Source organism: Lentzea rhizosphaerae, assembly GCF_042649515.1.
GTDB lineage: Bacteria > Actinomycetota > Actinomycetes > Mycobacteriales > Pseudonocardiaceae > Lentzea > Lentzea aerocolonigenes.
Genome location: NZ_JBHRZI010000046.1, coordinates 151,571 through 175,417 on the forward strand (window position 1 = coordinate 151,571; position 23,847 = coordinate 175,417).

The window sequence follows — 23,847 nt, forward strand, 5'->3', positions numbered from 1 at the left end:
GGCGGGCGGACCGGCACGGACCGCCCGCCGCCGACAGGAGTCAGGCCGACTCCACGTAGTCCTCGCGGTAGGGGGTGAACACGTCGAGCGCGACCGACTTCTCGATGGCCCAGACCTGGTGGTCGACACCGCCGCGCACGACGAAGCTGTCGCCTGCCCTCGCCTCGATCGGCTCGTCGTCACCGAACTGCACCCGGATGTGTCCCGAGATCAGGTAGGCGAGCTGCTCGTGCGGGTGGTTGTGGCGCGGGAAGACCGAACCCGCCTCCATCACGTGCTCGACGATCATCAACTTGTCGTTGTGGGCGAGCACCCGCCTGGTGAGGTTCGGGAATGCCTCCTGCGGGAGGACCTTCTCCCCCTCGACCACGACCACGTCGGGAAACTGCGGCTCGCTCATGCCTGCTCCTTGCCTCGAACCGGACTGACGAACAGTGGAAGTGGCGTCACGTCGGCGTTCAACGTGCCCGCGTCGGCGTCCAGCGTCGGGAAGTGAGCGCGGTCGAAGACCTGGTGCAGACTCGAGGTGCAGGTCTTCGGCACGGCCACGGCGACACCGTGTTCGTCCGTTGTGGACTTCGCCGCGATGAACCGGTAGCTCTCGCCCGGCTGCAGCTCGATGACGCCCCACTCGCCGCGCTCGTGGCCGCGGCGGTTGCGGCGGCAGTAGACCCGGTCCGGCGCGCTGGAGTCGTTGCGCACCTGGACGTGCAGCGCCTTCACGTCGCCGTACCAGTCGAACGTCGCGATGTCGAGCTGGTCCGCGTCGGGCAGCTCCGGCACCACCTTCGGAGCGGGAACACCGGCGATGCGCCGGAAGTTCGCGTCCGTCCCGCACTTGGTGCAGTGGCCGCCCGCGTCGATGCCGAACGCCTTCGCGTTGAGCCCGTACCGCGTGACGAGGAGCTCACCGCAGTTGTGGCACCACGTGTTCGTCGACTCGGTGTCGTAGACGTTGCCGAGGTAGACGTTCTGAAGGCCCATGTCGAGCGCGACTCGGCGCGCGTGTTCCAGCCTCTCGACCGGCGTGCGGATGGTGTCGGTCATCTTGTAGTCGGGGTGGAAGCGCACGAAGTGCGTCGGCACCTGCGGGCCGAGCTTGTCCAGCACGAACGACGCCATCGCGCGTGCTGTCTTCTCGTCGTCGCTGAGGTTGGTGACCATCAACGTCGACACCTCGACGTGCTTGCCCGCGCGGAACACCTGCTCGGTTCCCTCGAGCACCGGCTCGATCCAGCCCTTGGTGATCTTGCGGTAGTACTTGGGGTCCATGGACTTGATGGAGATCGAGAAGATGTCGATGACCGGGATGAGCTCCTCGATCGCCTCGCTCGAGATGAAGAACGCGGACTTGTAGAGGTTGACGATCCCCGCCTGCTGCGCCAGTCGCGCGGTCTCCACCACGAACTCGTGCCAGACCACCGGGTCGTTGTACGTCCAGGACAGCACCTTGATGCCGTGCCGCACGGCGATGTCGACCACTTCTTCGGGCGTGTAGTAGTACACGTCCTTGTCCTCGACGTACCGCGCCTGCGACGTCTTCCAGTTGTGGCAGTAGTCGCAGTTCAGCATGCAGCCGATGTTGCCCATCGAGAGGATCCGGGCGCCCGGCTCGTAGTGGAACACGGCCTCCGTCTCGATGGTCTCCTCGGTGGCGTGCACGGACCTGCCGTAGTTCAGGCTGACCAGCCGGCCGTCCCTGTTGGCCCGCACGATGCAGAACCCGTGCTGTCCTGGCCGGATCTTGCAGTTGCGGGGGCTCAGGTGACATCGGACCACGTCGTCGTCGAGCCGTTCCTCCAGCCGCGCCGGGTAGCCGACCTCCTGCCACTTCTTGGGGACCGCGCTCAGGGTCATGTGTGGACTCCTCAAACCGTCGTGGTGGGTGGCCTGCGTCGTTCAGCCGGTCAGGAGGCGTGCTCGCGGCCGAGTTGCCGGGAGATCGCGGGATGATCGGTCTCGACCGGCCCGACGATCGTGGCTCCGCCCGGTGAGCCGAGCTGCGTCACCGCCGTGAAGAAGTCCGCGTTGATCCCGGCGTACTCGGCCAGCTCGGCCGGCAGCTGGTCGTCCGGGTAGATCGCCTCGACCGGGCAGACCGGCTCGCAGGCCGAGCAGTCGACACATTCGTCGGGGTGGATGTAGAGGAACCGCTCACCCTCATAAATGCAATCGACCGGGCACACCTCAACGCATGCCCTGTCCTTTATGTCCAGACAGGGCTCAGTAATGATGTAGGCCATCCAGAATCCGATCTCCGTCGCACCGAGCAATCGCATTCGGCACGCCAGTCCTTCTGACCTTCTCATCTTGCTGGGAAAATCGAGATCAGGGCAAGGCTTTTCAAACTATGTGGCTGCTACCTTTTTTCCATGAAACCTCGTGATCTGCCTTGCCGCGGTTGTCGCAAGCAACGGGACGAGCCAGGTGAGAGCCGGCACTCGCCGCAGATTCTGGTGCTTCAGCACGCCGACTGGGAGGTCCCCGCGATCTACCGCGACCTCCTGCTGGAGGCCGGGTGGCGGGTGGTGACCTGCCGCCCGGACCTGGGACAGGAGTTCCCGGACCACCGCCCGTTCGACGGCGTTCTCGCAATGGGCGGCCCGATGAGCGTCAACGACGAGCGGGAATTCCCCTGGCTGTCCACCGAGAAACAGGTGGTGGCTGCCGCGGTGACGGCCGGAACGCCGTTCTTCGGTGTTTGCCTCGGAGCCCAGATCCTCGCCTCGGCCTTCGGCGCACAGGTGTATCCGGCTCGTCAGCGGGAATTCGGCATCCACGCCGTCCGAATGGCAGCTCCGTCATTCGACGATCCGCTCTTCGGCGGTCTGCCGCGCACATTGCAGGTGTTCCAGTGGCACGGCGAGACCTTTGACCTGCCGGTGGGTGCGGTGCTGCTGGCCGAGGGCGACGACGTGCCCCACCAGGCGATGCGGATCGGGACGAAGGCCTACGGGCTGCAGTTCCACGCGGAGGTGTCCACCGGGCTGCTCGCCGACTGGCTGGCCGTGCCGTCGTGTGCCGGGGAAGTGGCAGAGGAACTCGGGCCCGGTGCCGCTCGCGCCCTGACCGCGGACCTGCGGATCGCCGAGACGCGGATGCTCAGACTGGCCGAGCGGATCTTCACCGGCTGGATGGGCCTGGTGGAGAGCGGACCGCGCCGCGGGTGCCCGTGCGGCCGGAAGGTGCTGGCGGATCTGCCGGGTTAGTGCCTTCGCGCGGGGCGTCCGGAACGATCGGGCTGGTCCGCGAACGGATCGGCCCGATCGTCCTGCCAGCCGCACGTCACTCGGAGCGGATGCCCGCGGCCTCGTCCAGCGTCTCGACGATCCAGTGGTCGATCGAGCAGTTCATCTGCTCGGCCGCCTCGCGCCAACGCTCGTGCTGCCGGACCGAAACCTGCAGGTTGACGGCCTGGGTGAGCGGCTGCCGCTGCTCGGTGCCGCCCATCAGGCGGGCGTTGCGCGCCGCCCGCAGCCTGCGCCGCAACTCGTTGCGCGACCAGCCGAGCCGTTCCGCGCGCTCCAGCCAGACGTCCTGCTCGCTCTCGACGAGCGCCGCGACCTCCGAGTGGTGTCCGAAGCTGAGCTTGTCCCGCCGGCGGGACACCGGGAACTTCTTCGCGATCCACGCGTAGTTGCGCAGGGTCTGGTAGTCGAGCGACGTGCGCGCGATGGCTTGTTCGTACCGGTCGCCGAAAGCGTCCTGGCCGTACACGAGCAGGTCACCGATCCACCAGGTGACGGACTCGGCCGCGTTCAGCACGAACTGGCCGATGCACTCCCAGGCGCCGAACGGCATCCCCTGCGGGAGCAGAAGTCCGTTCGATCGGATCTCGACACCGTCGACCGCGGGCAAGTCGGGGAGCACCAGCTCTGCCCATGAGTTCGCGTTGGCCATCCGCGGCTTCGGGACGGACCGGCCGCTTCCGGACTCGTACAGCGGCGCGATTTGCCCGACTTTCCGCGAAACGCTTCCCGCATTCATTCGTACCCCCCAGGTACACGAACATTCAATATGATCAAGTGAGCGCGGACTGTTCTTCGGGTACACACACATGAACACAGCCGTGATCGCCGGGTGAACGTGGTCGTTCATCCGGAAACGAGAACCTGTGCCAGCAAACCCCCTGTGCCCCAACTCTCACGCTACGTCACCGACCTTACAGACCACCAGGAAGACGAACAAGCGAACGACGAGCAGGCCGAGGCGGACCGGCCCGCGAAGCGCGGTCACCACGACCGGCCCGGCCTTCAAATGGGACTTTCCGGAAAACCTGCCACCCAACGGCACGGGTGGTCGTGAATCGTTCTCCAGGGCTGACGAGGTCCGAGGTCCCGCCCACCAGATACTTCACACTGCAATTTCTTTCCCCCGAACAGCAAATGTCGCCCGGCGATCCGCAAAGCGACGGGCTGCGATCAGGGGACGTCCAGGCCACCGATGGCGGCGCGGATGTCGTCGATGCCGTCCAGGGCGGCGGTTCCGCCCTCACCGGGGTCGGCGAAGCCCGCGCTGACGAACGCTTCCCTCGCCCCCGGGACGTCGAAGACACCGCATTTGCGGAACAGCCCGACAGTGCGCCGCGCGGCGAAGCGGATGCCGCTCATCACCGAGTCCTGGTCGTAGGACTCGGCGACGATCGTGTCGACGTCCGCCGGGCTGAACCCGACTCCGGCCAGGGCGAGCCGCGCGGACCGCGTGGCCGGCTGCAGGGACCGCACGATCACCGCGGGCAGGAAGTGCGCCACCGCCCTGCGGTCGGCGGGATCGAGCTGGGTCCACAACTCCTTGAAGACCTGCGCGAAGTAGGCGTGGTGGTACACCTCGTCGGCTGCGTGGTCGCGCACGGTTTCCCGCACGACCGTGATGAGGTCGTCGTCCCGCGGCACGTCCTGCAACAGCGAGGTGATCAGGGTCTCGAACACGATGACCTGCAGCAGCTGGACGAGTTTGGCGTAGCTCGGGTTCTCCGACCCGATCCCGTCGAGGTGACGCAGGTAGGGAGCGAAGTCGAACGGCAGCGCGCGGATCCCCGACGCCTCCTCGATCTGGTCGGCCACGTCGATGCTGTACAACGCGTGGAACTGCTCGTCGACGTTGATCTTCATCGCGTACCGGCGCATCTTCTTCGACAGGTCGACACCGCTGGCCCCGTCGGCGATCCGCTGCACCGTGCGCAGCACGACCTCCACCTCGAACCGTTCGGTGAAGCGCAGCCACTGGTACAGGTGCTGGGCGGCGAGGTAACGCCGGGCGGTGTCCTCCCTGGCGACCACCAGGGGGTGGCGCAGGTGCGGAACCACGTGGTCGGGGAAGAACTTCTTGGTCGCCAGGTCCTCGTCACCCACGACGAGCCGGGCGTCCTTGCGCACACCCGCCCTGTCGTGCCACGAGTCGAAGATGGTCAGGTCCGCGGGCATTTCACACTCCCGTGTTCGGTCGAAGGGCTGACACGAGCAGAACTGGTGCCTGTGTCGAAGTCCGGTTCCATGAGAGTCGCGCTCGAGGTGGTTCCCGGTGGTGCGGCCGGACGGTCCGCACCACCGGCGCTGCACGTGGGCCGTGCCGCCAGGGGCCGCCGCAGGCCCGGCTGTCGCGGATCGGACCTGGGCAGGCCCTAGGCGTGTCACGCAACGTCGGCGAGGTGATTCACCCTCAGCAGGACGCCCGTCTGACCGCGAATTCCCCCGGCAACGTTGCGAGCCACGCCACTAGAACTGCGCGGACATCGGCGCGATGCCCATGATCACCACTCCGCGGCTGCCGGCGGCCCCTCCCGCACCGCGGACAGGGCTCACGTAGTGGCTGACGCGCGCGTCGTGCACGGCGTAACCGTCGAGCGGCGCGGTCAACCGGAACCGGGCGAGGACGTCCTCGAACGCCACGGCGTCCGGGAGCATGCCGGCACACCCCGGGGCGGCGATGACGTTCTCGCCACCATCGACGTTGTCGTTGGTCACCAGGTGGGCGAAGGTGAACATGGACCTGCCGCCGTCCTGGTGGAGACAGTCGGGCGAGGACACGGCGACCTCGTCCGGTCCGCCGACCGCCAGCTTGATCAGGTGCACACCGACGTAGACGGGCGACCTGGCCAGTTCGTCGTGCCACAGCACGTGACCGACGTTGGCCCGGATCAGCTCGCACAGCAGGCCGTTCTCCTTCAGTCCGGCGCGCAGGGCCGGAAACTTCCTGCGCAGGCCCGGAAAGTCGGGGTTGAAGGTGTCCTGCCAGTACTCGGCCACCGGACCGAGGACCGGATCGGTCGCTTCGGGAATCCAGCTGAGCGTGTCGGACCACGGCAGGTAGACGGCCTGGGAGTACCGGCGGTGGCGGTTGCTCCCCGGCGCGTGGGGGTCGCGGGGAAGATCGTCGAACGCCGCGCGGAGATCGGCGAAATCCCTTGGGGCGCAATCGATTCCGCCGTATCCGGCCCCCTGGAAGCGGGTGAACCCGTCCTCGCGCAGCCGCGAGCGGCCCAGCGGCGCCCAGGCCGCCGTCACCGAGGTGATCTCGCCGTTGGGTGCAGCCATGCGCGCTCCGTTCGGGCTGTGTGCGGGGAAGGTCGACGGGGACGGGCGGGCGCGGAATCCCTTGTCCGCCCGCCACTTCCTCCAGCGATGCTGGCACGGGCCCGCGAACGGTGTCGAGCGCGTGAAGTCATCCGGCGACGGGGATGTCGCCGCCGTGTCCCGCCGGCGGGACACGGCGTGGATCCGCCGCACCGCTTCCCCTCTCGACTTGACCGTCGACCCGGGAGTCCGAACGATGCCTTGGGCCCACAACAGTTTCTCCGTCTGAAGGACAAGCGAGGTGCGGATGGCCGCCACCGAGTACGCCCGTGACTGGTTCGGCGGGCACCTGGCTCCGCCTCCGGCATCGGCCGACGAGATCCGGACGGTCGTCCGGCACGAGATCCGCGGAATCGGTTACCCGTACCAGGAGTTCCTGCCGGCGGCACCGTTCCTGCTGCCGTCGTCGTCCTACGCCGAACTCTTCCGCGCCACCGACTTGCTGGTCGGGCTGCTGCACCGCACAGCGCTGGAGGCCGGACCCGACGCCGCGGCGCGGATGGCCGCCTACGGCGCCACGAAGCGCGATTATCCGTTGTTCATCAAGGATCACGTCCTCGAGGAGCGGTACGCCGCCTGCATGGTGCGGCCGGACGTCGTGATCGGGCCGGACGGGCCGAAGTTCCTCGAGTTCAACATCAGCGGCGGGTTCGCCGGGGTCGTCGAGGGGTGGTGCCGCTACGAGGCCTGGCGCGTGCTCTACGGCGATGGCGACGGAGGACTGCCGTTCCGCCACCACGACCCGTTCGCGGCGAGAGCCGACTTCTTCGAGGACGTCTGCCAGGACCTGGATCTGCCGCGCAAGCTCGCCTGGGTCGGCACGTTGCTGGAGAACGTCACTCCCACGACCGAGACGCGCTACTTCGACGTCGAGACCGACTACCTGCTCAGCCGCGGCTTCGACGCGCGTTACGTGGAGGTGGAGGACGCCGACGAGCTGTGGGACTGCGCGCCCGCGCGGCGGTACCCCTTGGGGCTGAGGCACTTCAACGTCGCCGACCTCGAGCGTCTCGGTGTTCGGATCGACGCCGCGCGACGGGCGTTGGACAACGGCTGTCTGCTGCTCGCCACGCAGACCTCGGGTTTCCTGGGCAACAAGAAGGCCATGGGCCTGCTCTCGGAGGGCAGGCCGTGGATGAGCGCGGCCGAGCACGCGGTGGTGGAGAAGTACCTGCCGTGGACCAGGATCCTCGGCGACCGGCGCACCACCGCGCGCGGCCGTGAGGTGGACCTGCTCGAGCACGTGCTCGCCGAGCAGGAAGACCTGGTGCTCAAGCGCGGCATCGGCAGCAACGGCAGGCAGGTGGTGATCGGCCGTGAGGTCGACGCCGCCGCCTGGCGCGCAGCGGTCGAGGCGGCCGCCGAGGCGGAAGACAGTGTCGTGCAACGGTTCGTGCCCGCCCAGACCTGCCGGCTCGCCGTCGTGAGCGACGCGATGGACGTTCCCGAGGTCGCCGAGGTGGCGCCGGTGCTCAGCCCGCTGCTGTTCGGCCGCCGTCCCGGCGGTGTGTACGCGCGGTTCTTCGCCAACGGTGCGACCGGGATCATCAGCGTCGTCGGCCACTCCGCCTCGGACACCGTCGCCGTGACCAGGTAGCAGCGCTGCTCCACCGGACCCCGGTACCCGCCGACGCGGGGCCGGGGTCTTTTCTGCCGTTCACCCCGTCCCAGGTCCGCAGAATTCGTTTCGCGATCTTTTTCAGCTCTGCGTACCAGAAATGCATAACCGGCGCAGGCGTGGCGGAAAAACTCTTCCCCGAAAATCGCCGAAACTCGCTGCATCCGTTGCGCCGCAACACCGTTGACACCTGATTGACCCACCCGCAATATTCGAGCCGAGCACCGATCATCGAGGAACGGAATCACCTGGTGAACACCGCGAACACACACCGAGGTTCCACCGCTCCGCCCACCAGGTACGAGCAGGCAGGAAATGTGACGGATGGCGAAGAACTGCCGCACGCGCTGATCACGGAAGGCCAGGTGCGGCCGTGACCACCCCGTACATCATCGGGTTCTCCGATTCGGCGCGCGATCGTGCGCTGTGCCTGTTCCACGGTGCCGAGCCCGTCGTGGCCATCGAGGAGGAGCGGTTGACGCGACTGCGGCACGGCCTGGACCTCCGGGACCCCGCCGAGTCCGACCAGCTGGACCTCGACTGCGGCTCGCCTGCCGAACACACCGCGCGGATGCGCCGCATGGCCGACTACTGCCTGTCCGCGGCGGGGGTGTCCGAGTCCGACGTGCGGCTCTGGATCGGCACCTCGCGGCACCCCGTGTCCCCGCTGCTCGACCGCGCGGTGCACGTCAACCACGACCTCGCTCACGCTGCGTCCGCGTTCTACGGCTCGCCGGCGAAGCAGGCAGCCGTGCTGGTGCTCGACGGCTCCGGCGACGAGGCCGGCTCCGGCAGCCGCGAAACGGTGTCCGTCTACCGCGGTGACGAGCGAGGACTGACGCTGCTGCAGCACGTTTCCGGACGGCGTGACGAGACGCACCTGACCAACTCTGCCGGTGTCCTGCAACGCATCGGGACCGTGCTGTCCGGCTTCGCCGCGGTCGACGAGGACAAGGCGATGACGCTGGCCGCGTGCGGAACGCCCCGGCACCTCGACCAGCTGCTCGCCAGGATGCGGTTCGGCGACACCACCGTGGACATCGACAACCACGGCATCTGGAAGACGATGCGGGAACTGCCGGCGACCACGTTCGAGGAGCGAGCGGACCTGGCCGCGAGCTTCCAGGCCGCACTGGAGCGGGCGGTGCTCTTCTACGCCCGGCGCGCGCGGCAGCTCACCGGTTGCGACGTGCTCTGCCTGGCGGGCGGGCCGGCGCTCAACGCCGCGGTCAACCAACGCGTTCTCGTCGAAGGCGGGTTCGACGACGTCTTCGTGTCCCCCGCGGCCGCCAACGGGATCTCCCTGGGCGCTGCCTACTACGGGGCGCACGTGGTCTTCGGCCTGGAGCGCACCGACGGACTCGCCACTCCGTGCCTCGGTCAGGCCTACACCCGTTCGGAGACGGCGCAGGCGCTGGCGGAAGCCGACGTCAGGCTGGAGATCAGCGATGTCGGCCCTGCCGAATGCGCGAGGCGTGCCGCCGCGCACCTGGCGGACGGCGAGCCGGTCATGTGGTTCCAGGAGGGCTCGGAGATCGGTCGGCGGGCGCTCGGCCACCGCAGCGTGTTCGGCGACCCGCGCACCGCGGACACCCTGGAGCGCATCAAGGAAGCGGTGCGGTCGGAGGAGCCGGTCGGCTCGCTGACCCCGATCGTGCTGGAGGAGGACGCGGCCGAGTGGTTCGACTGCGGTCGCTCGCCGCACATGCTCTTCGCCCCGTCCGCACGACCCCGGACGGCGGAGCTGGCGCCCGCGGTCGTCCACGTCGACGGCACGGCACGGGTGCAGACGCTCTCGGCCGCCGACAACCCGGTCGTGCACCTGATGCTGCGGGAGTTCCTGCGGCGCACCGGGGTTCCGCTCGTCACCAACACGGCGTTCAGCCTGCGCGGAGAACCGATCGTGGAGACGCCGGCGGAGGCGGTGGCCGCCTGGTGCGAGTCGCCTGTCCGAGTGCTGTGCGCGGACGGGTTCCACGCAGTCAAGCGGGACAGGTAATTCCACGCCGGTGAGCACAATGATGCACGGCGAGCGGTTCGTCAATGCACCGCGAAGGATACGTGCGAGCAATCGTTGATTCGTCCACGATCAAGCAGTTGTTCACCTGGGCGGCGACAGCTTTGCGGACCGGCCGAAGAGGCGCATTGATCAGGCGGAACACGTGTGCCGGTCACCATCGGAGTATTCCATGCGCACGGCGCGAACCGGAAAAGATCTACCGCGAACTGGACATCTCGCCTCTTGATCCTACCGCCGGCAACCATCGCTTGACGCAAGGCGACCGCGTCCATGTAGTGTGGTTGGGGATCGCTGCGGGGGCAGCGGATGGCGCTGCGGGGGCAGTGGCTAAATGGGGGAAGAGTGAAAGACTCGGTTATTGGGGTGCGCGCGCAGCGTTCCTTTCTGGAATTCGGGACAGGCCCACTCGCGGATGTCGACCTGACGCTGCCCGCGGTGCACGCCGAGCGCGACCTGAGCGAAGTGTGGAGCCTGCTCCGCGAACAGGAGCCGGTGGCCTGGCACCCGACGGCCGACGGCGGGTTCTGGGTCGTCAGCCGCTACGAGACCGCGGTGCGGGTCTACCGCGACACCGAGACGTACACGTCGAGCCGCGGCAACGTCCTCGCCACGCTTCTGAACGGCGGAGATCCAGCCGGCGGCAAGATGCTTCCGGTCTCCGACGGTCCTCGGCACATGCAGATCAGGCGTGAGCTGTTGCGGGCGCTGACTCCTCGTGCGTTGGCAGGACTGGGTGAGCGCATTCACGACGCGACCCGCCGTCTGGTGGTCGAGGCGGTGGCACGCGAGGACTGCGATCTCGGTCGCGACGTGGCGCCGTACGTCCCTCTCGCGGCGATCTGCGATCTGCTCATGGTGCCGGAAGAGGACCGCGAGCTGCTGCTCAGTCAGAGCAAGCTGGCACTCGCCTCGGAAACGCCGGACGGCACCGAGATGGAAGCGCGCCTGGCACGCAACGAGATTCTCCTCTACTTCTCCAGGCTGGCGCGTTCGCGGCAGGACGCGCCCGGCGACGACATTCTCGGTCTGTTGATCCAGATGACCCGGTCGTCCGTGGCGCTCACCGACCAGGAACTGCTGTACAACGCGTACAGCCTTCTGCTCGGCGGGGACGAGACGACCCGGCTGTCCATGATCGGAACAGTGCACGCGCTGATTCACCGGCCCGACGAGTGGGCGCGGCTCAAAACCGGTGAGGTGCCGATCGCCACCGCCGTGGAGGAATTCCTCAGGTGGACCACACCGACTTTGCACGCGGGCCGGGTAGCGACCACGGACACGACGCTCGACGGCCGTGAGATCGCGCAGGGCGACATCGTCACGATCTGGAACTCGTCGGCCAACTTCGATCCGGCACAGTTCGACGATCCCGGACGATTGCGACTTTCGCGTTCCCCGAACCGCCACCTGACGTTCGCACAAGGGCCTCATTTCTGCCTCGGTGCCCAGCTGGCCAGGATCGAGCTGACCGCGCTGGTCACCGCGCTGGTGGAAGCCGCCGACGGCATGGAGCTGATCGGCGAGCCCAAGCGTCTCTATTCCAATTTCCTGAGCGGCTTTCACAGCCTGCCCGTGCGATTCGCGGCCGCGGCCGCGAAGAAGGAGTTCTGATGAGCACGCCGAGGGGTGCCGAAACGCCGCTCAACGACGTCGAGTCCGTCATGGCCGAGATCTGGGAGTCGGTGCTGCACGTCGACAACGTCGGTCCGGACGACGACTTCTTCGCGCTCGGCGGTGACTCGCTGCTGGCCATCCAGATCATCTCGGCGGCCGAGCAGCGCGGACTGCCGCTGAAGCTGGTGGACCTGTTCAAGCGACCGGATCTCCGCGGGTCCTGCGAGACCCTGAGCGCGGCGGCCGGTGGCGGCACCGCACCCGCCGCGGATCTGCTCACGCAGGAGGACCGGGACCAGCTGCCGGCCGGTGTCGAGGCCGCCTACCCGATGACGCGGCTCCAGCTCGGCCTGCTCTTCGAGAGCGCGGCCAGCGAAGGCTCTCTCTACATCGACGTGGTGTCCCGGGAGATCCTTCTGCCGTTGGACGTCGAGGTGCTGCACCAGACGCTCGACCTCGTGGTGCGCAGGCACCCGATCCTCCGCACGCGGTTCGACCTGGGCGGCTACTCCGAGCCGCTGCAGCTCGTCGAGAAGCAGGCGACCATCGACCTGGAGCTCGACGACCTCCGCGAGCTGACCGACGAGGAGGTCGTGGCCCGCCGCAGCGCGACGATGGAGAAGCTCGACCGCCCGTTCGACACCGAGGGCGTCCCGCTGATCCGTGCCCACGCCGCACCGACCGGGCAGGACAGCTTCCGCCTCTCGTTCGCCTTCCACCACGCCATCTTCGACGGCTGGAGCGAGTCGGTCTTCACCCTGGAGCTGATCAAGACCTACCACGCCCTGCTGCGCGGCGAGCAGCCCTCGTTCGCGACGCCCGCACCGTTCGCCGAGTTCGTCCGGCTGGAGCGGGAGGCGCTCGCCGACGAGGGGCAACGACGCTTCTTCGACCGTTTCAAGGTGGAGGACACCGGCGTGAAGCCGGCCCGGCGCTCGGCAACGCCCGTCCCCCACAAGGTCTCGGTGCTGACGCCGCTGCCGACGGTCGAGTCGCTCGCCGCGCTGTCGACGGCGTGGAGCCTGCCGATCAAGAGCCTGGTGGTCGCCGCCTATTACACCGCCGTCGAGGCCGCCTTCGGTCGCGGCCAGGTCGCCGGGCTGTCGATGAGCGGCCGCCCGGAGCAACCAGGAGGCGACCTCACGCTCGGGCTGTTCCTCAACCACCTGCCGGTGCGCCTCTCGTCGAGCGGAACCACCTGGCGGGAACTGGCGAGGCAGGCGTTCGAGGCTGAGCGCGAACTGTTGCCGCAGCGCCGTTTCCCGTACTCCGAGGTCATCGAGATCCTCGGCAGGCGGCCCTTCGACGTGGCGCTGAACTTCGTGCACTTCCACAACAGGGACGAGCTCATCAGCCAGGGCCTCATCGCCGTGGACGAGGACTGGCTCGACAGCACCAGCGTGCCCATCCGCGTCGAGGGGATCTACGACCCCCAGGCCTACGGTCTCCAGCTCGACGTGACGGTCGACACCGTGCGGCATCCGGAGCAGCTGGCCGCGGAGATGGCCAACACGATGCTCGCCGTGTTCGACAAGCTGATCCACCACCCCGACGAGCGGGTGGACGCAGTACCGGCCCTAGGAGATCTCACGTCATGACCGAGCAGCACACGGCCGCGGTGGCGACTCCGTCGCTCTGGCGGCGTCGCGGCTACCTGGTGTACCTCGCCTCGCAGGCGATGGCCCAGACCGGTTTTCAGGTCAGTGTGGTGGCGATCCCGCTCACAGCGGTGCTGGTGCTCGACGCCTCGCCCGTGCAGCTCGGCCTGCTCGTCGCGGCCGAGCGGGTGCCGTTCCTGATCTTCGCTCTGATGGCGGGCGTGCTCGTCGACCGGTGGTCCCGCCGGACGCTGCTGATCGTCACCTCTCTGCTGCGGGCGCCACTCGTGCTGTCCGTTCCCCTCGCCGCGGCGCTGGGGTGGATGAGCGTGTCGCAGCTGTACCTGGTGGCGTTCCTGCTCGGCACGCTCACCGTGCTGTCGGACGTGGCCTCGCTGTCGATCATGCCTTCACTGGTTCCCCGTGAGCAGCTGACCGATGCGAACGCCAAGCTCGAGGCCGCTCGTTCCGGCAGCGAGGTGGTGGGGCCTGGCCTGGGCGGCGCCCTGGTCAAGCTCATCACGGCGCCCTACGCCCTGATCGCGGACGCGGTGCTGTTCCTCGCGTCCGGAGCCATGCTGCTGGCGCTTCCCAAGGACGACGTCCAGCAGGAGACCACCGAGACCGGCACGCGGTCCGCCTGGCAGGAGATCAAGGCCGGCATCGCGTTCGTCTGGCAGTCGGCCGTGCTGCGGTGGAACGCGGTGGTCGCCGCCATCACGAACCTGTTCGTCTACGCCTTCCTGGCGATCCAGTACCTCTACATCGTCGACGACCTCCAGCTGGGGGCGGCGTTCGTCGGCGTGATCCTGAGCCTCGGCGGCGTCGGCGGCGTGCTCGGATCGTTCGCCGCCGGGTGGATCTCGAACCGCGTCGGCATCGGTGGCGGCTTCCTCATCGGCAGTGCCGTCATGGCGGTCGGTGTCGTCCTGGTCGGGATCGCACCGGCGGGAATGGGCCCCGGCCTCGTCCTGGCCGGTGGCGGCTACCTGCTGTTCGTGTGCGGCATTCCGATCTTCAACGTCGCGGCGGTGACCATCCGGCAGGCCGTCACGCCCGCCGCACTCCTCGGTCGCACGAACGCCACGATGCGCTTCCTCATCTGGGGCACGATCCCGCTCGGATCGCTGCTCGGCGGAGTCGCCGCCGAGGCGACGGGTTCGCGGACCGTCGTGCTCCTGTCCGGCGTCGCGCTGCTGATCCCGACCGTGCTGCTCGCACTGTCCCCGATCCGCGGCCTGCGAGTAGCCGAGAACCAAACCTGAACCACATCTGCACTGCGAACTGAAAAGAAGGAGACGGACACATGGGGGCGTCTACTCCGGCACGCTCGGTGAGGGCCATCCGCCGCCGAAGCGTCGAGCCTGGAATCGACGGTTTCGCACACATCACCGAGTCGGACCGGCCGGGAGCACCAGCCGTCGTCGAGGCGCGGACAGCCGGCCTGGACCTGAGCGTCTGGCTGCGGGGGAACCAGGAGACGGTCGACCGCCACCTGTACACCGCCGGCGCGGTGGTCTTCCGGAACTTCAAGGTCGCCACGGCCGCCGACTTCGCGGCCGTGGCCGGCGACGGCGGTGACGAGAAGCTGCTCGACTACGTGTACGGGTCCACTCCGCGCACCAAGGAGTCGAAGGGCGTCTACACGTCCACCGAGTACCCGCCGGAGGAGACGATCCCGCAGCACAACGAAATGGCCTATGCACGGGACTGGCCGCTGCGGTTGTGGTTCTTCTGCCAGCTCAACGCCCAGGGCGGCGGAGAGACGCCGCTGGCGGACAGCCGGCGCGTCCTGGAGCGGATCCCCGCCGCGGTGCGCGAGCGGTTCGAACGCGACGGGATCATGTACGTGCGCAACTACGGCGGCGGTGTCGACCTGCCGTGGCAGCAGGTGTTCGAGACCGACGACCGCGAGACCGTGGAACGGTTCTGCGCGGCCAACGAGATCGAGCTGGAGTGGCTCCCGGACGGCGGTCTGCGCACGAGGCAGATCTGCCAGGCCGTCGTGGAGCACCCGCGCACCCACGAGGTGGCGTGGTTCAACCAGGCCCACCTCTTCCACACCTCCAGCCTGCCCGCCGCCGTCCGCGAGGATCTGCTGGCCACGTTCAGCCCGGAGCAGCTGCCGCGCAACGCCCTCTACGGCGACGGCACCGTGATCGAGGACGAGGCGTTCACCGAGATCCGGGCCGCGTTCGAGGCGGAGACGGTCGCGACGCCCTGGCAGACGGGTGACGTGATGCTGGTGGACAACATCCTGATGAGCCACGGGCGCAACCCCTACCAGGGCCCGCGCAAGGTGCTCGTCGCCATGTCCGGTGCGTGGAGCGCCCTCCAGGAGGCGGGCCGATGAGCAGCACCGACTCGGCCGCGGAGATGTTCCCGCTGTCGCCGCAGCAGCGGTACACCTGGATCACCGCGGAGACGGGCAGCGGGTGCTCCGCCGTCTCCGGTGAGCTGACGATCCGGGGTCCGCTCGACACCGGCCGTCTGCGCGAGGCGCTGAACGGCCTGGTCGAGCGCTACGAGATCATGCGCACCACCTACCAGCAGGTCGCCGGGATCGACGTGCCGCTGCAGCGGATCGGGGCGCCGGCCGACGTCGTCCTGGAAGACGTCACCGAAGAGGACTGGCGGTCTCGCCTCGCCGAGCCGATGGATCCGGCGGGCCCGCCGCTGCGGGCCGGGCTGGCGCGACGGGAGGACGGGGTGCACACCCTGTTCCTGCGTCTGTCGGCGCTGAGTGCCGATGCCGAGAGCGTCGGACTCCTGGTGGAGAGCCTCGCTGGTCTGTACGGCGGGGCCGAGCCGGACGGTTCGGCCGAGGAGCCGCTGCAGTACGCCGACCTCGCGGAGTGGTTCACCCAGCAGATCGACGACCCGGACGCCGAAGCGAAGGAGCACTGGGACTCGCTCGCCCGCAACCTCGGCGACCTGGCGGAGCTGCCGTTCAAGCGACGCCGCGGGTCGGCGCCGGCCGGAGCTGACGCGGTGGAGGTGCAGCTGCCCGGCGGACTGCGCGAGGCCGCCGACCGCGACGGCGGCACGGTGCGCGGGGTCGTGCTCTCCGCCTGGGCCGCGTTGCTCGGTCGCTACGCGCCCGGCCGCCCCCTGGTGGTGATGACGTCGCAGTCGGGTCGCCACGACGCCGACCTGGCGGACGCGATCGGACCGCTGGCGCGGCTCGTACCGGTGCTGTTCGACGGCGAACCGGACGCCTCGCTGCGATCCCTGCTCCGCGAGGTCGTCGCGAGGGACGAAACCGCGGCCGAACTGCAGGGCGCGTTCTCACCGGAGAACTGGTCCACCGGCGGTTCCGCCGACTTGGCCGCGCGAGCGTCCATCGGCTTCGCCCACCGCGTGCTGCCGGTCCTGCGCACGAACGAGGTCGAGTTCGAGCTCAGCCGGATCGACGCCGCGCCGCACGCCGACCTCGAGCTGACCTGCGAGGAGAACGGCGAGTCCGTGCGAGCGGTGCTGAGGTACCGCGCGAACGCCTTCGCCCGCTCCGACGTGGCCGATCTCGCGGTCGGTCTCCGCTCGGTCCTGGAAACCTGGATCGCCGACCCCGCGACGCCCGTCGACGAGGTGTTGCTCCTGCCGGCTGATCTCCGACGCCCCGCCTCCGCGCCGGCGCCGGTCGGTGACGAGCCCGAGCCGGTGCACGAGCGGTTCGCGAGGCACGCTCTCGAGACTCCGTCGGCCGTCGCGGTGGTGGACGCCGCGGGCAGCCACACCTACGGCTCCCTGCACGCGTCCGCACAGGCTCTCGCCGACCAGCTCGTCGCGCGCGGAGTCGGGCCGGGCAGTCTCGTCGGTGTCCTCTTCGGACGGAGTGCCGGAGTGCTGGCCGCCATGACGGCGGTGCTCGAAACCGGTGCCGCCTACGTCCCGCTCGACCCGGCGCTGCCGTCCGAACGCCTGCGGTTGATGGTGGAGGACAGCGGTGTCGAGGTCATCGTCACGGAACCCGCCCACGCGGACCTGACGGCGTTGCTGCGGCCGGACCCGGTCGTCCTCGGCGACCAGCGCCGGCAGGAGATCCGGCCCGCCCTGGCGAGGCCGGCCGACCTGGCCTACGTCCTCTACACGTCGGGTACGACGGGTCGCCCCAAGGGCGTGCTGGTCGGACACCAGCAGATCGCCTCGTACGTCGACGCGATCGTCGAGCGGCTGGGCCTGGAACCCGGCCTCGGCTACGCGCACGTCTCGACCTTGGCGGCGGACCTCGGTTACACGGTGCTGTACGCGTCACTGTGCACGGGTGGGACGCTCCACCTGGTGGGTGACGACGTGCTCAGGAACGGCGACGAGCTCGGGGACTACCTCACGCGCGAAGCCGTCGACGTCCTCAAGATCACCCCCTCGCACCTGTCGGCACTCCTGCAGACCACCGCGAACCCCGCGGGCCTGATCCCCCGGCGGGTGCTCGTCACCGGCGGCGAGCCGCTGCGCAGCGAGCTCGCGGTCCAACTGGCGGAGCTGGCGAACGGCTGCGAGATCGTCAACCACTACGGCCCGACCGAGGCGACCGTGGGCACGACCGCGCACCGGCTGCGCCTGGCCGATCTCGACGCACGGACGGCCTCGGTGCCGATCGGCAGCCCGCTGGGCGCGGCGACCGTTCAGGTCGTGGACGGGGCGCTGCACGAGGTGCCGCTCTGGGTGCCGGGCGAGCTGTTGATCGGCGGGCCGGGAGTCGCCCGGGGTTACCTCGGCCGGCCGGAGCTCACGGCCGAGCGCTTCGTTCCGGACCCGCTGTCGTCCCTGCCGGACGGCCGTCGCTACCGGACGGGCGACCTGGTGCGCAGGTTGCCCGGCGGAGAACTCGAGTTCCTCGGCCGCAACGACGACCAGGTGAAGATTTCTGGTTACCGGGTCGAGCTCGGCGAGATCGAGTCGACCCTGCGGGCGCACCCGGACGTGCAGGACTGCGTCACCCTCGTCAGCACCGACGAGACCGGACACCAGAGGCTGGTCGCGTTCGTGGTGGGCTCGAGCGACCGGCACGAGGCCGAGCTGCACGAGTTCGCCGCCGCGCGTCTGCCGCAGTACATGCGACCGGAGGCGATCGTCGCGCTAGACGCGTTCCCGTTGACCGCCAACGGAAAGCTGGACCGAGCCGCTCTGCTCCGCTCGGCGACCGGCGTCCGCCAGTCACACCGTCAGCGTCAGGTTCCGCCCAGGGACACCTTCGAGCTGTTGCTCGCCGGGCTGTGGACGCAGGCGCTCGGGAAGGCCGTCGGCGTCACCGACGACTTCTTCGAGGTGGGCGGCAACTCGCTGAAGGCGATCCGCCTCATCGCGGACATCCGGAAGGCGACCGGCATCAGCCTGCCCGTGTCGGCGATGGTCAACGCGAGCACGATCGAGGCGATGGCGACGCTCCTGCGCTCGGAGCAGCCGGGTGACCAGTTCCGGTCCGCCGTGCCGCTGCAGCGTTCCGGCGCACTGTCCCCGTTCTTCTGCGTGCACGCGGGCGGCGGTGGTGTGCTCGGCTACCTGCCGCTGGCACGTGCCGTCGGCGATGAGCGGCCGTTCATCGGTCTCCAGTCGCCGGGGCTCTACCCCGGCGGGAGCAACCCCGGCACGCTCGTCGAGATGGCCGCGCGGTACGTGGAGGAGATCAAGTCCCACCAGCCGCAGGGACCGTACTGGATCGGCGGGTGGTGCCTCGGCGGGATCATCGCGCACGAGGTGGCGCGGCAGCTGGTCGGTGCCGGCGACGAGGTGGCGCACCTCGTCCTGTTCGACAGCGACGCGCCCGTCGACCTGCCGTCCGACGAACGCGTCGGAGACGAGCCCGCGGACCTCCAGTCCGACGTCTCGGACGTCGAGCTGATCCAGCGCTTCGCCTGGCACTACCAGCTGGAGATCCCCGCGAGCGAGCTCGAGTCGCGCGACGCGGAAGCCCGGCTGGAGCACCTGGTCCGGCTGGTGCAGGCCAAGGACCTGCTGCCTGCCGACGCCGGTCTGGCCGAACTGCGGCAGCTGCTCACCGTCTACCGCGGGAACGTCAGCGCGGCGATGCGGTACATCCAGCAGGACCGGCCGCGGATCACCACACCGGCGGAGTACCCCGTCACCCTCTTCCGGGCGAAGGACGAGTCGCCGGGCGAGGACCTCGGCGAGGCGCTGGGCTGGGAGGAGATCTACGGATCCGGGGTCCGCGTCGAGCTCGTTCCCGGCGACCACCACACGATGATGGTTCCGCCGCAGGTGCCCGTCCTCGCTCGGCAGCTCGCGGACCTGCTCGCCGACACCGAGTCCGCGCCCGGCTCGACCGCGGGAGCGTCTTGATGACCGTCGAGACCCCGCCGACGGCACAGCAGGCGCCGGCGTGGGGCGCGCGACACCTGCTGTCCACGGCCGAACTGCTCGGGCGCCTCGACGAGCCCCGGCTGGTCGAGGCGCTGGAACTGACGACCGCCCGGCTCGCTCCACTGAGGACGGTCTTCGAACCCGCGGCCTCCGGGTGGACGCCGCGGGTGCTGAAGGGGTGGACGCCGCGGATCGTGCGGCAGACGGTGCCCGCGTCGTCGGACGAGACCGCCGTGACCACCGTCCACAGGCTGGTGCAGCGGGTGCTCGATCCCGCTCTCCGGCCTGCGGTGGAGTTCACGCTCACCACGGTGGTCCGGGACGATCGCGCCGAGCAGCTGCTCACCGTGCTCGCGCACGAGGCGCTCGTGGGCCGCCAGGGGCTCACCACGTTCTGGCAGGTGCTGGCCGAGAGCTACCGCGAGCTCGGCCCGGCAGGAGCGGCGCAGCTCGAACCGCGCCGTCACGTGCGGGCGGAGGTGGCGGCCGGCGACACCTCCTGGCCGCAGGGCGCTCCAACGGTGCTCGAGCTGCCGTCCGACCTGGCCCGTCCCGCGACCTGGGACACCGCGGCGGCGCGGCTCGCGTTCGGGCTCTCCGACCGTGCCGCGGCCGCCTGTGAACAGGTGGCGGCGGAGTGTTCGGTGCGCCGTGCGGAGGTGCTGTTGGCGGCGTGGAGCCTGGTGCTGGCCAGGCGTGCCGGGGTCGACGACCTCGTCCTCGGCGACACCGCCGCCGGCTCGGGCGTGGTGCCCGTCCGGTGCCGGCTGGTGGAGACGTCCGGGCGCGAGTACGTGCGACAGCTCTCGGCGGCGCGGGCCGACGCCGAGGGCCTGGACGTGCGGCGGGCGCCGCGCGTTGCCGACGATCCCAGCCGGTCGTCGCTGGTCCAGTTCGCCGTCGACCTGCCGGAGGACGGCCTGCCCGCGCGGATGCCCGCCGGTGACGTCGAGTTCGTGCTCCACGAGGGGTTTTGCGGGACGACGTCGTTCGACGCCTCCCTCGTCCTGCTGCGGTGGACCCCGAAGGCAGAGCTGGCGCTGGACTACGCGACGTCCGTGCTCCTGCCGTCGGAGGCCACCGCGCTGGCGGACTCCCTCGACACCGCGCTCGTCGAGCTGCACGCCGCGCTGGACGAGCCGCTCGAGTCGGTGCGGACCATCTCGGACGCGCAGCACGCGCGGCTGAGGTCCGTCCGCACCGGGCCTGTTCGCGACTCCTCCGGTGATGTCTGGCAGATGGTGGAGGCGATCGCACGGGAGCACCCCGAGTCCGAGGCCGTGAACGGCCCGGACCTCGCGAGGCCGTTGCGCTATCGGGATCTCGTGCCGGCCGTCGAGCGGTTGGCGGCCCTGCTGGCCGAGGTCGGCGTCGGCCCCGGCGTCAACGTCCCCATCGCCCACGCGCGTTCGGCCAAGGAGGTCGTGTCCGTCCTGGCCGTGCTGCGCTGCGGCGGCACCTACGTGGCCTTCGACGCCTCGGCTCCCGACGAACGCCTCCAGCGGATGTTCGCCGCGACGGTCCCCGGAGCGATCGTGGGTGATCCGGACCTGGTGGACCGGGTCCGGAGGCTGAGTCCGACCAGGTGCGCCACGGTGATCGCGCCGGATCCGCTCGACGCCGGAGGTGGCGGCGGCACGCCCGCGCCTGCGCCACCGGTGGACCCGGACCGGGCGGCTTACATCACGTTCACGTCCGGCTCCACCGGTGTGCCGAAGGCCGTGCGGATCCCCCACCGCGGGGTGGTCCGGCTCGTGCGGGACCCGGCGCACATCCGCTCAGGGCCTGGCGAGCGGATGCTCAGGTTCGCGCCGCTGGCGTTCGACGCCTCGACGCTCGAACTGTTCGCGCCTCTCGCCAACGGCGGGTCCGTGGAGGTCCTTCCCCACGAACTGCCGTCGCCGGAGGAGTTGGCGACCTTCGTCAAGGAGCGCGGCGTGACCGTGCTCTGGCTCACCGCCGGACTGTTCCGGTTGGTGGCCGACCTGGCCCCGCACGCGTTCACTGGCGTGCGGCAGGTGCTGACCGGCGGCGACGTGGTGCCGCCGGAACAGGCCAGGCGACTGCTCGAGCACTTCCCCGGCCTCCGCGTCAGCAACTGCTACGGGCCGACCGAGAACACGACGTTCAGCACGGTGCACCACCTCGACGATCCCTGCGACGTGGAGGCGCCCCTGCCGATCGGGACGCCGCTCGCCGAGACCGGGCTCCTGGTCCTCGACAGCGCGGGCAGGCAGGTGCCGCCGGGAGGTGTCGGCGAGCTCTACGTGACCGGAGCCGGCCTTGCCATCGACTACCTGGGCGCGCCGGACCAGACGCGTGCCGCGTTCGGGCTGCCTGCCCCGGACAACGGTGAGCGCACCTACCGGACCGGCGACATCGTGCGCCTCGACGCCCACGACCGCGTCCGCTTCCTGGGCAGGGCCGATCACCAGGTCAAGATCCGCGGCTTCCGGATCGAAACCGACGAGATCGTCGCGCGCCTCCTGGAGCACCCGCTGGTGCGGGATGCCGTGGTGGTCGCCGTGGGCGCGGACGCGTCGTCCCGGCGTCTGCTGGCCGGAGTCGTCGCCGACGCCGCACCACGGCTGGACATCACGCTGCGGGCACACCTGAGTCAACACCTGTCGAGCTACGCAGTGCCCGCGCTGTGGGCCTTCGTGGACCGAATTCCCTTGACCACCAACGGAAAGGTCGACAGGAACGAGCTGGAACGCGCCTCCGAGCGGTTCCTGGCAGAACGGAGGCGCCGATGACCGCGGTCAACGAAGGGCCGCTCGTGGTCGTGTACGACCGCGGTGCCGCCCAGCCCAGCGAGATCATCGCTCAGCTGTCGGCGGTGGCACCGCTCGTGTTCGTCATCTCGCCGAGCGAGCACGCCCGGAGCCGGGAACCGATCTTCGCGAGTGTCGCACCGGCCGTCCGCGCCGACCCTCCGGAGCTCGCGCTGGAGCAGCTGCGCGCGATGGCACCGGCAGGCATCGTCACCTTCAGCGAACGAGCGGTCCCGCTGACCAGTTGGCTGGCCGAGCGCCTCGGGCTCCCGTACCACGACCAGCGGACCACACGGCTGCTGACTGACAAGTCGGCGCAGCGCTCCGCCCTCGCGGCGGCCGGCGTCGAGACCCCGGCGTTCCGCCGCTTCACCACCGCAGGCGAGTGGCCGGACGTCGTCGACGAGGTGGGTCTCCCGGCAGTCCTCAAACCGGTGCGCGGCGGAGGCAGCCACAACACGTTCCTGATCACCACGGCCGAGTCCGGTCGCGCCGTCGTGGACGAGCTGTTCGCGAACGGACGGGTCGGACTCGACAACGCGGGAATCGACTTCGACGACGCCTTCGTGCTGGAAAAGCTCCTCGTGGGCCGTCCTTCGCACCCGTTCGGCGACTACGTCTCGGTGGAGCACCTGGTCCAGTCCGGCCGCGTGGACAGCATCGCGGTGACGGGCAAGTTCCCGCTGTCCGAACCCTTTCGGGAGACCGGCCAGTTCTGGCCGGCACCGATCGGAGGAGTGGACGAAGAGCTCGTCCTCGACATGGCCGCCAGAGCCGTCAAAGCACTCGGCATCGAGTCGGGCTTCGTCCACACCGAGATCAAACTGACGCCGGACGGCCCCAGGATCATCGAGGTGAACGGCAGGCTCGGCGGCGACGTCAACGAACTGTCGTTGCGCGCCACCGGGGTGAGCCTGGTGGAGCTCGCGGGCAGGGTCGCACTCGGACAACCCGTGCAACCGCCCCGCCCGCCCGAGGACCGCGTCTTCTACCAGCTCTTCCACCTGGCACCACGCCGCGCCTGCCGGCTCGTGAGCGTCAGCAGCACCGATGCGGTCCGCGGCCGCACCGGTGTCACCACCTACCGGGCACTGGTCAAGCCAGGAGAACGTGTACCCGGCGGCGTTCAGGCGACCGAACTGGACATGGTGACGGGCGACGTCGGCAACCACCGGGAGCTGACGGAGCTGCTGCAGGAGGTGTCGTCGCGGCTGCGGTTCGAGTTCGACTTCGACGATGACGCGCAGCCGACGTCAGTCAGCGGTCTCGAGCTCGGTTCGCTGTGACGCCGGCGCTCTGGTGTTCGTGCGTGCGCGAACACCAGAGCGCG

General features: G+C 69.5%; 17 protein-coding genes (1 of these 17 running past the window's edge). 10 read left to right on the plus strand and 7 right to left on the minus strand.

Features of this window, described 5'->3' with window-relative positions; genetic code table 11:
• Positions 1-40: 40 nt before the first annotated feature.
• From ACFOWZ_RS42575 to fdxA, 3 genes are read right to left on the minus strand one after another with little or no spacing between them, the layout of a single operon-like run.
• Complete coding sequence (locus tag ACFOWZ_RS42575) at positions 41-400, minus strand: cupin domain-containing protein (protein WP_382379670.1); 360 nt, start codon at positions 398-400, stop codon at positions 41-43.
• Positions 397-1,857 (minus strand): AmmeMemoRadiSam system radical SAM enzyme, encoded by a 1,461-nt coding sequence (amrS, locus tag ACFOWZ_RS42580; RefSeq protein WP_382379671.1) that lies wholly within the window; start codon positions 1,855-1,857, stop codon positions 397-399. Before amrS ends, ACFOWZ_RS42575 begins: the two co-directional genes overlap by 4 nt.
• 50 nt (positions 1,858-1,907) lie before the next feature.
• Entirely contained in the window at positions 1,908-2,243 is a 336-nt protein-coding gene (gene fdxA, locus ACFOWZ_RS42585; RefSeq protein ID WP_382379773.1) for a ferredoxin, read from the minus strand.
• Between the two features lie 129 nt (positions 2,244-2,372).
• On the opposite strand from fdxA, the gene ACFOWZ_RS42590 reads away from it, so the two are divergent.
• Entirely contained in the window at positions 2,373-3,209 is an 837-nt protein-coding gene (locus tag ACFOWZ_RS42590; protein ID WP_382379672.1) for a type 1 glutamine amidotransferase, read from the plus strand.
• Positions 3,210-3,285: 76 nt separating this feature from the next.
• On the opposite strand, the gene ACFOWZ_RS42595 is transcribed toward ACFOWZ_RS42590, so the two are convergent.
• The 3 genes from ACFOWZ_RS42595 to ACFOWZ_RS42605 all read right to left on the minus strand — a co-directional run bounded on the left by ACFOWZ_RS42595 (position 3,286) and on the right by ACFOWZ_RS42605 (position 6,533).
• Complete coding sequence (locus ACFOWZ_RS42595; RefSeq protein WP_382379673.1) at positions 3,286-3,870, minus strand: LmbU family transcriptional regulator; 585 nt, start codon at positions 3,868-3,870, stop codon at positions 3,286-3,288.
• A 551-nt stretch (positions 3,871-4,421) separates the two neighbouring features.
• Positions 4,422-5,423, minus strand: coding sequence for a diiron oxygenase (locus ACFOWZ_RS42600; RefSeq protein WP_382379674.1), 1,002 nt, complete (start codon positions 5,421-5,423; stop codon positions 4,422-4,424).
• Positions 5,424-5,714: 291 nt separating this feature from the next.
• On the minus strand, positions 5,715-6,533 hold the full coding sequence (locus ACFOWZ_RS42605; protein WP_382379675.1) for a 2OG-Fe dioxygenase family protein: 819 nt from the start codon (positions 6,531-6,533) through the stop codon (positions 5,715-5,717).
• Positions 6,534-6,819: 286 nt separating this feature from the next.
• Between ACFOWZ_RS42605 and ACFOWZ_RS42610 the strand changes: the two genes are divergently transcribed.
• From ACFOWZ_RS42610 to ACFOWZ_RS42650, 9 genes are all read left to right on the plus strand, one after another.
• Entirely contained in the window at positions 6,820-8,169 is a 1,350-nt protein-coding gene (locus ACFOWZ_RS42610; protein WP_382379676.1) for a hypothetical protein, read from the plus strand.
• A gap of 394 nt (positions 8,170-8,563) precedes the next feature.
• A complete protein-coding gene (locus ACFOWZ_RS42615) occupies positions 8,564-10,189 on the plus strand; it encodes a carbamoyltransferase C-terminal domain-containing protein (RefSeq protein ID WP_382379677.1) in 1,626 nt (541 codons plus the stop codon).
• Positions 10,190-10,645: 456 nt separating this feature from the next.
• The gene (locus ACFOWZ_RS42620) at positions 10,646-11,821 is read left to right on the plus strand and encodes a cytochrome P450 (RefSeq protein WP_382379678.1); all 1,176 of its coding nucleotides are present in this window, start codon (positions 10,646-10,648) and stop codon (positions 11,819-11,821) included.
• Positions 11,821-13,422 carry a condensation domain-containing protein gene (locus ACFOWZ_RS42625; RefSeq protein WP_382379679.1) on the plus strand — a complete coding sequence of 534 codons (1,602 nt, stop codon included), beginning with the start codon at positions 11,821-11,823 and terminating at the stop codon, positions 13,420-13,422. Before ACFOWZ_RS42620 ends, ACFOWZ_RS42625 begins: the two co-directional genes overlap by 1 nt.
• Complete coding sequence (locus ACFOWZ_RS42630; protein ID WP_382379680.1) at positions 13,419-14,687, plus strand: MFS transporter; 1,269 nt, start codon at positions 13,419-13,421, stop codon at positions 14,685-14,687. Before ACFOWZ_RS42625 ends, ACFOWZ_RS42630 begins: the two co-directional genes overlap by 4 nt.
• A gap of 41 nt (positions 14,688-14,728) precedes the next feature.
• The gene (locus ACFOWZ_RS42635; protein ID WP_382379681.1) at positions 14,729-15,775 is read left to right on the plus strand and encodes a TauD/TfdA family dioxygenase; all 1,047 of its coding nucleotides are present in this window, start codon (positions 14,729-14,731) and stop codon (positions 15,773-15,775) included.
• Positions 15,772-19,722, plus strand: coding sequence for a non-ribosomal peptide synthetase (locus tag ACFOWZ_RS42640; protein ID WP_382379682.1), 3,951 nt, complete (start codon positions 15,772-15,774; stop codon positions 19,720-19,722). Before ACFOWZ_RS42635 ends, ACFOWZ_RS42640 begins: the two co-directional genes overlap by 4 nt.
• The gene (locus ACFOWZ_RS42645) at positions 19,722-22,499 is read left to right on the plus strand and encodes an amino acid adenylation domain-containing protein (RefSeq protein WP_382379683.1); all 2,778 of its coding nucleotides are present in this window, start codon (positions 19,722-19,724) and stop codon (positions 22,497-22,499) included. The genes ACFOWZ_RS42640 and ACFOWZ_RS42645 overlap by 1 nt, the downstream gene beginning before the upstream one ends.
• Positions 22,496-23,803 (plus strand): ATP-grasp domain-containing protein, encoded by a 1,308-nt coding sequence (locus ACFOWZ_RS42650; protein WP_382379684.1) that lies wholly within the window; start codon positions 22,496-22,498, stop codon positions 23,801-23,803. Before ACFOWZ_RS42645 ends, ACFOWZ_RS42650 begins: the two co-directional genes overlap by 4 nt.
• On the opposite strand, the gene ACFOWZ_RS42655 is transcribed toward ACFOWZ_RS42650, so the two are convergent.
• On the minus strand, positions 23,775-23,847 hold the 3' portion of the coding sequence (locus ACFOWZ_RS42655; protein WP_382379685.1) for a GNAT family N-acetyltransferase. 557 nt of this gene lie beyond the right edge of the window; only the last 73 of its 630 coding nucleotides appear in the window; its start codon lies off the right edge, out of view; its stop codon occupies positions 23,775-23,777. The two genes, ACFOWZ_RS42650 and ACFOWZ_RS42655, sit on opposite strands and share 29 nt — an antisense overlap.

Bases quoted from the DNA above. Each gene is read 5' to 3' on its own strand.
- ACFOWZ_RS42575 (WP_382379670.1), bottom strand. From the start codon at position 400: ATGAGCGAGCCGCAGTTTCCCGACGTGGTCGTGGTCGAGGGGGAGAAG.
- amrS (WP_382379671.1), bottom strand. From the start codon at position 1,857: ATGACCCTGAGCGCGGTCCCCAAGAAGTGGCAGGAGGTCGGCTACCCG.
- fdxA (WP_382379773.1), bottom strand. From the start codon at position 2,243: ATGGCCTACATCATTACTGAGCCCTGTCTGGACATAAAGGACAGGGCA.
- ACFOWZ_RS42590 (WP_382379672.1), top strand. From the start codon at position 2,373: ATGAAACCTCGTGATCTGCCTTGCCGCGGTTGTCGCAAGCAACGGGAC.
- ACFOWZ_RS42600 (WP_382379674.1), bottom strand. From the start codon at position 5,423: ATGCCCGCGGACCTGACCATCTTCGACTCGTGGCACGACAGGGCGGGT.
- ACFOWZ_RS42605 (WP_382379675.1), bottom strand. From the start codon at position 6,533: ATGGCTGCACCCAACGGCGAGATCACCTCGGTGACGGCGGCCTGGGCG.
- ACFOWZ_RS42610 (WP_382379676.1), top strand. From the start codon at position 6,820: ATGGCCGCCACCGAGTACGCCCGTGACTGGTTCGGCGGGCACCTGGCT.
- ACFOWZ_RS42625 (WP_382379679.1), top strand. From the start codon at position 11,821: ATGAGCACGCCGAGGGGTGCCGAAACGCCGCTCAACGACGTCGAGTCC.
- ACFOWZ_RS42630 (WP_382379680.1), top strand. From the start codon at position 13,419: ATGACCGAGCAGCACACGGCCGCGGTGGCGACTCCGTCGCTCTGGCGG.
- ACFOWZ_RS42635 (WP_382379681.1), top strand. From the start codon at position 14,729: ATGGGGGCGTCTACTCCGGCACGCTCGGTGAGGGCCATCCGCCGCCGA.
- ACFOWZ_RS42640 (WP_382379682.1), top strand. From the start codon at position 15,772: ATGAGCAGCACCGACTCGGCCGCGGAGATGTTCCCGCTGTCGCCGCAG.
- ACFOWZ_RS42645 (WP_382379683.1), top strand. From the start codon at position 19,722: ATGACCGTCGAGACCCCGCCGACGGCACAGCAGGCGCCGGCGTGGGGC.
- ACFOWZ_RS42650 (WP_382379684.1), top strand. From the start codon at position 22,496: ATGACCGCGGTCAACGAAGGGCCGCTCGTGGTCGTGTACGACCGCGGT.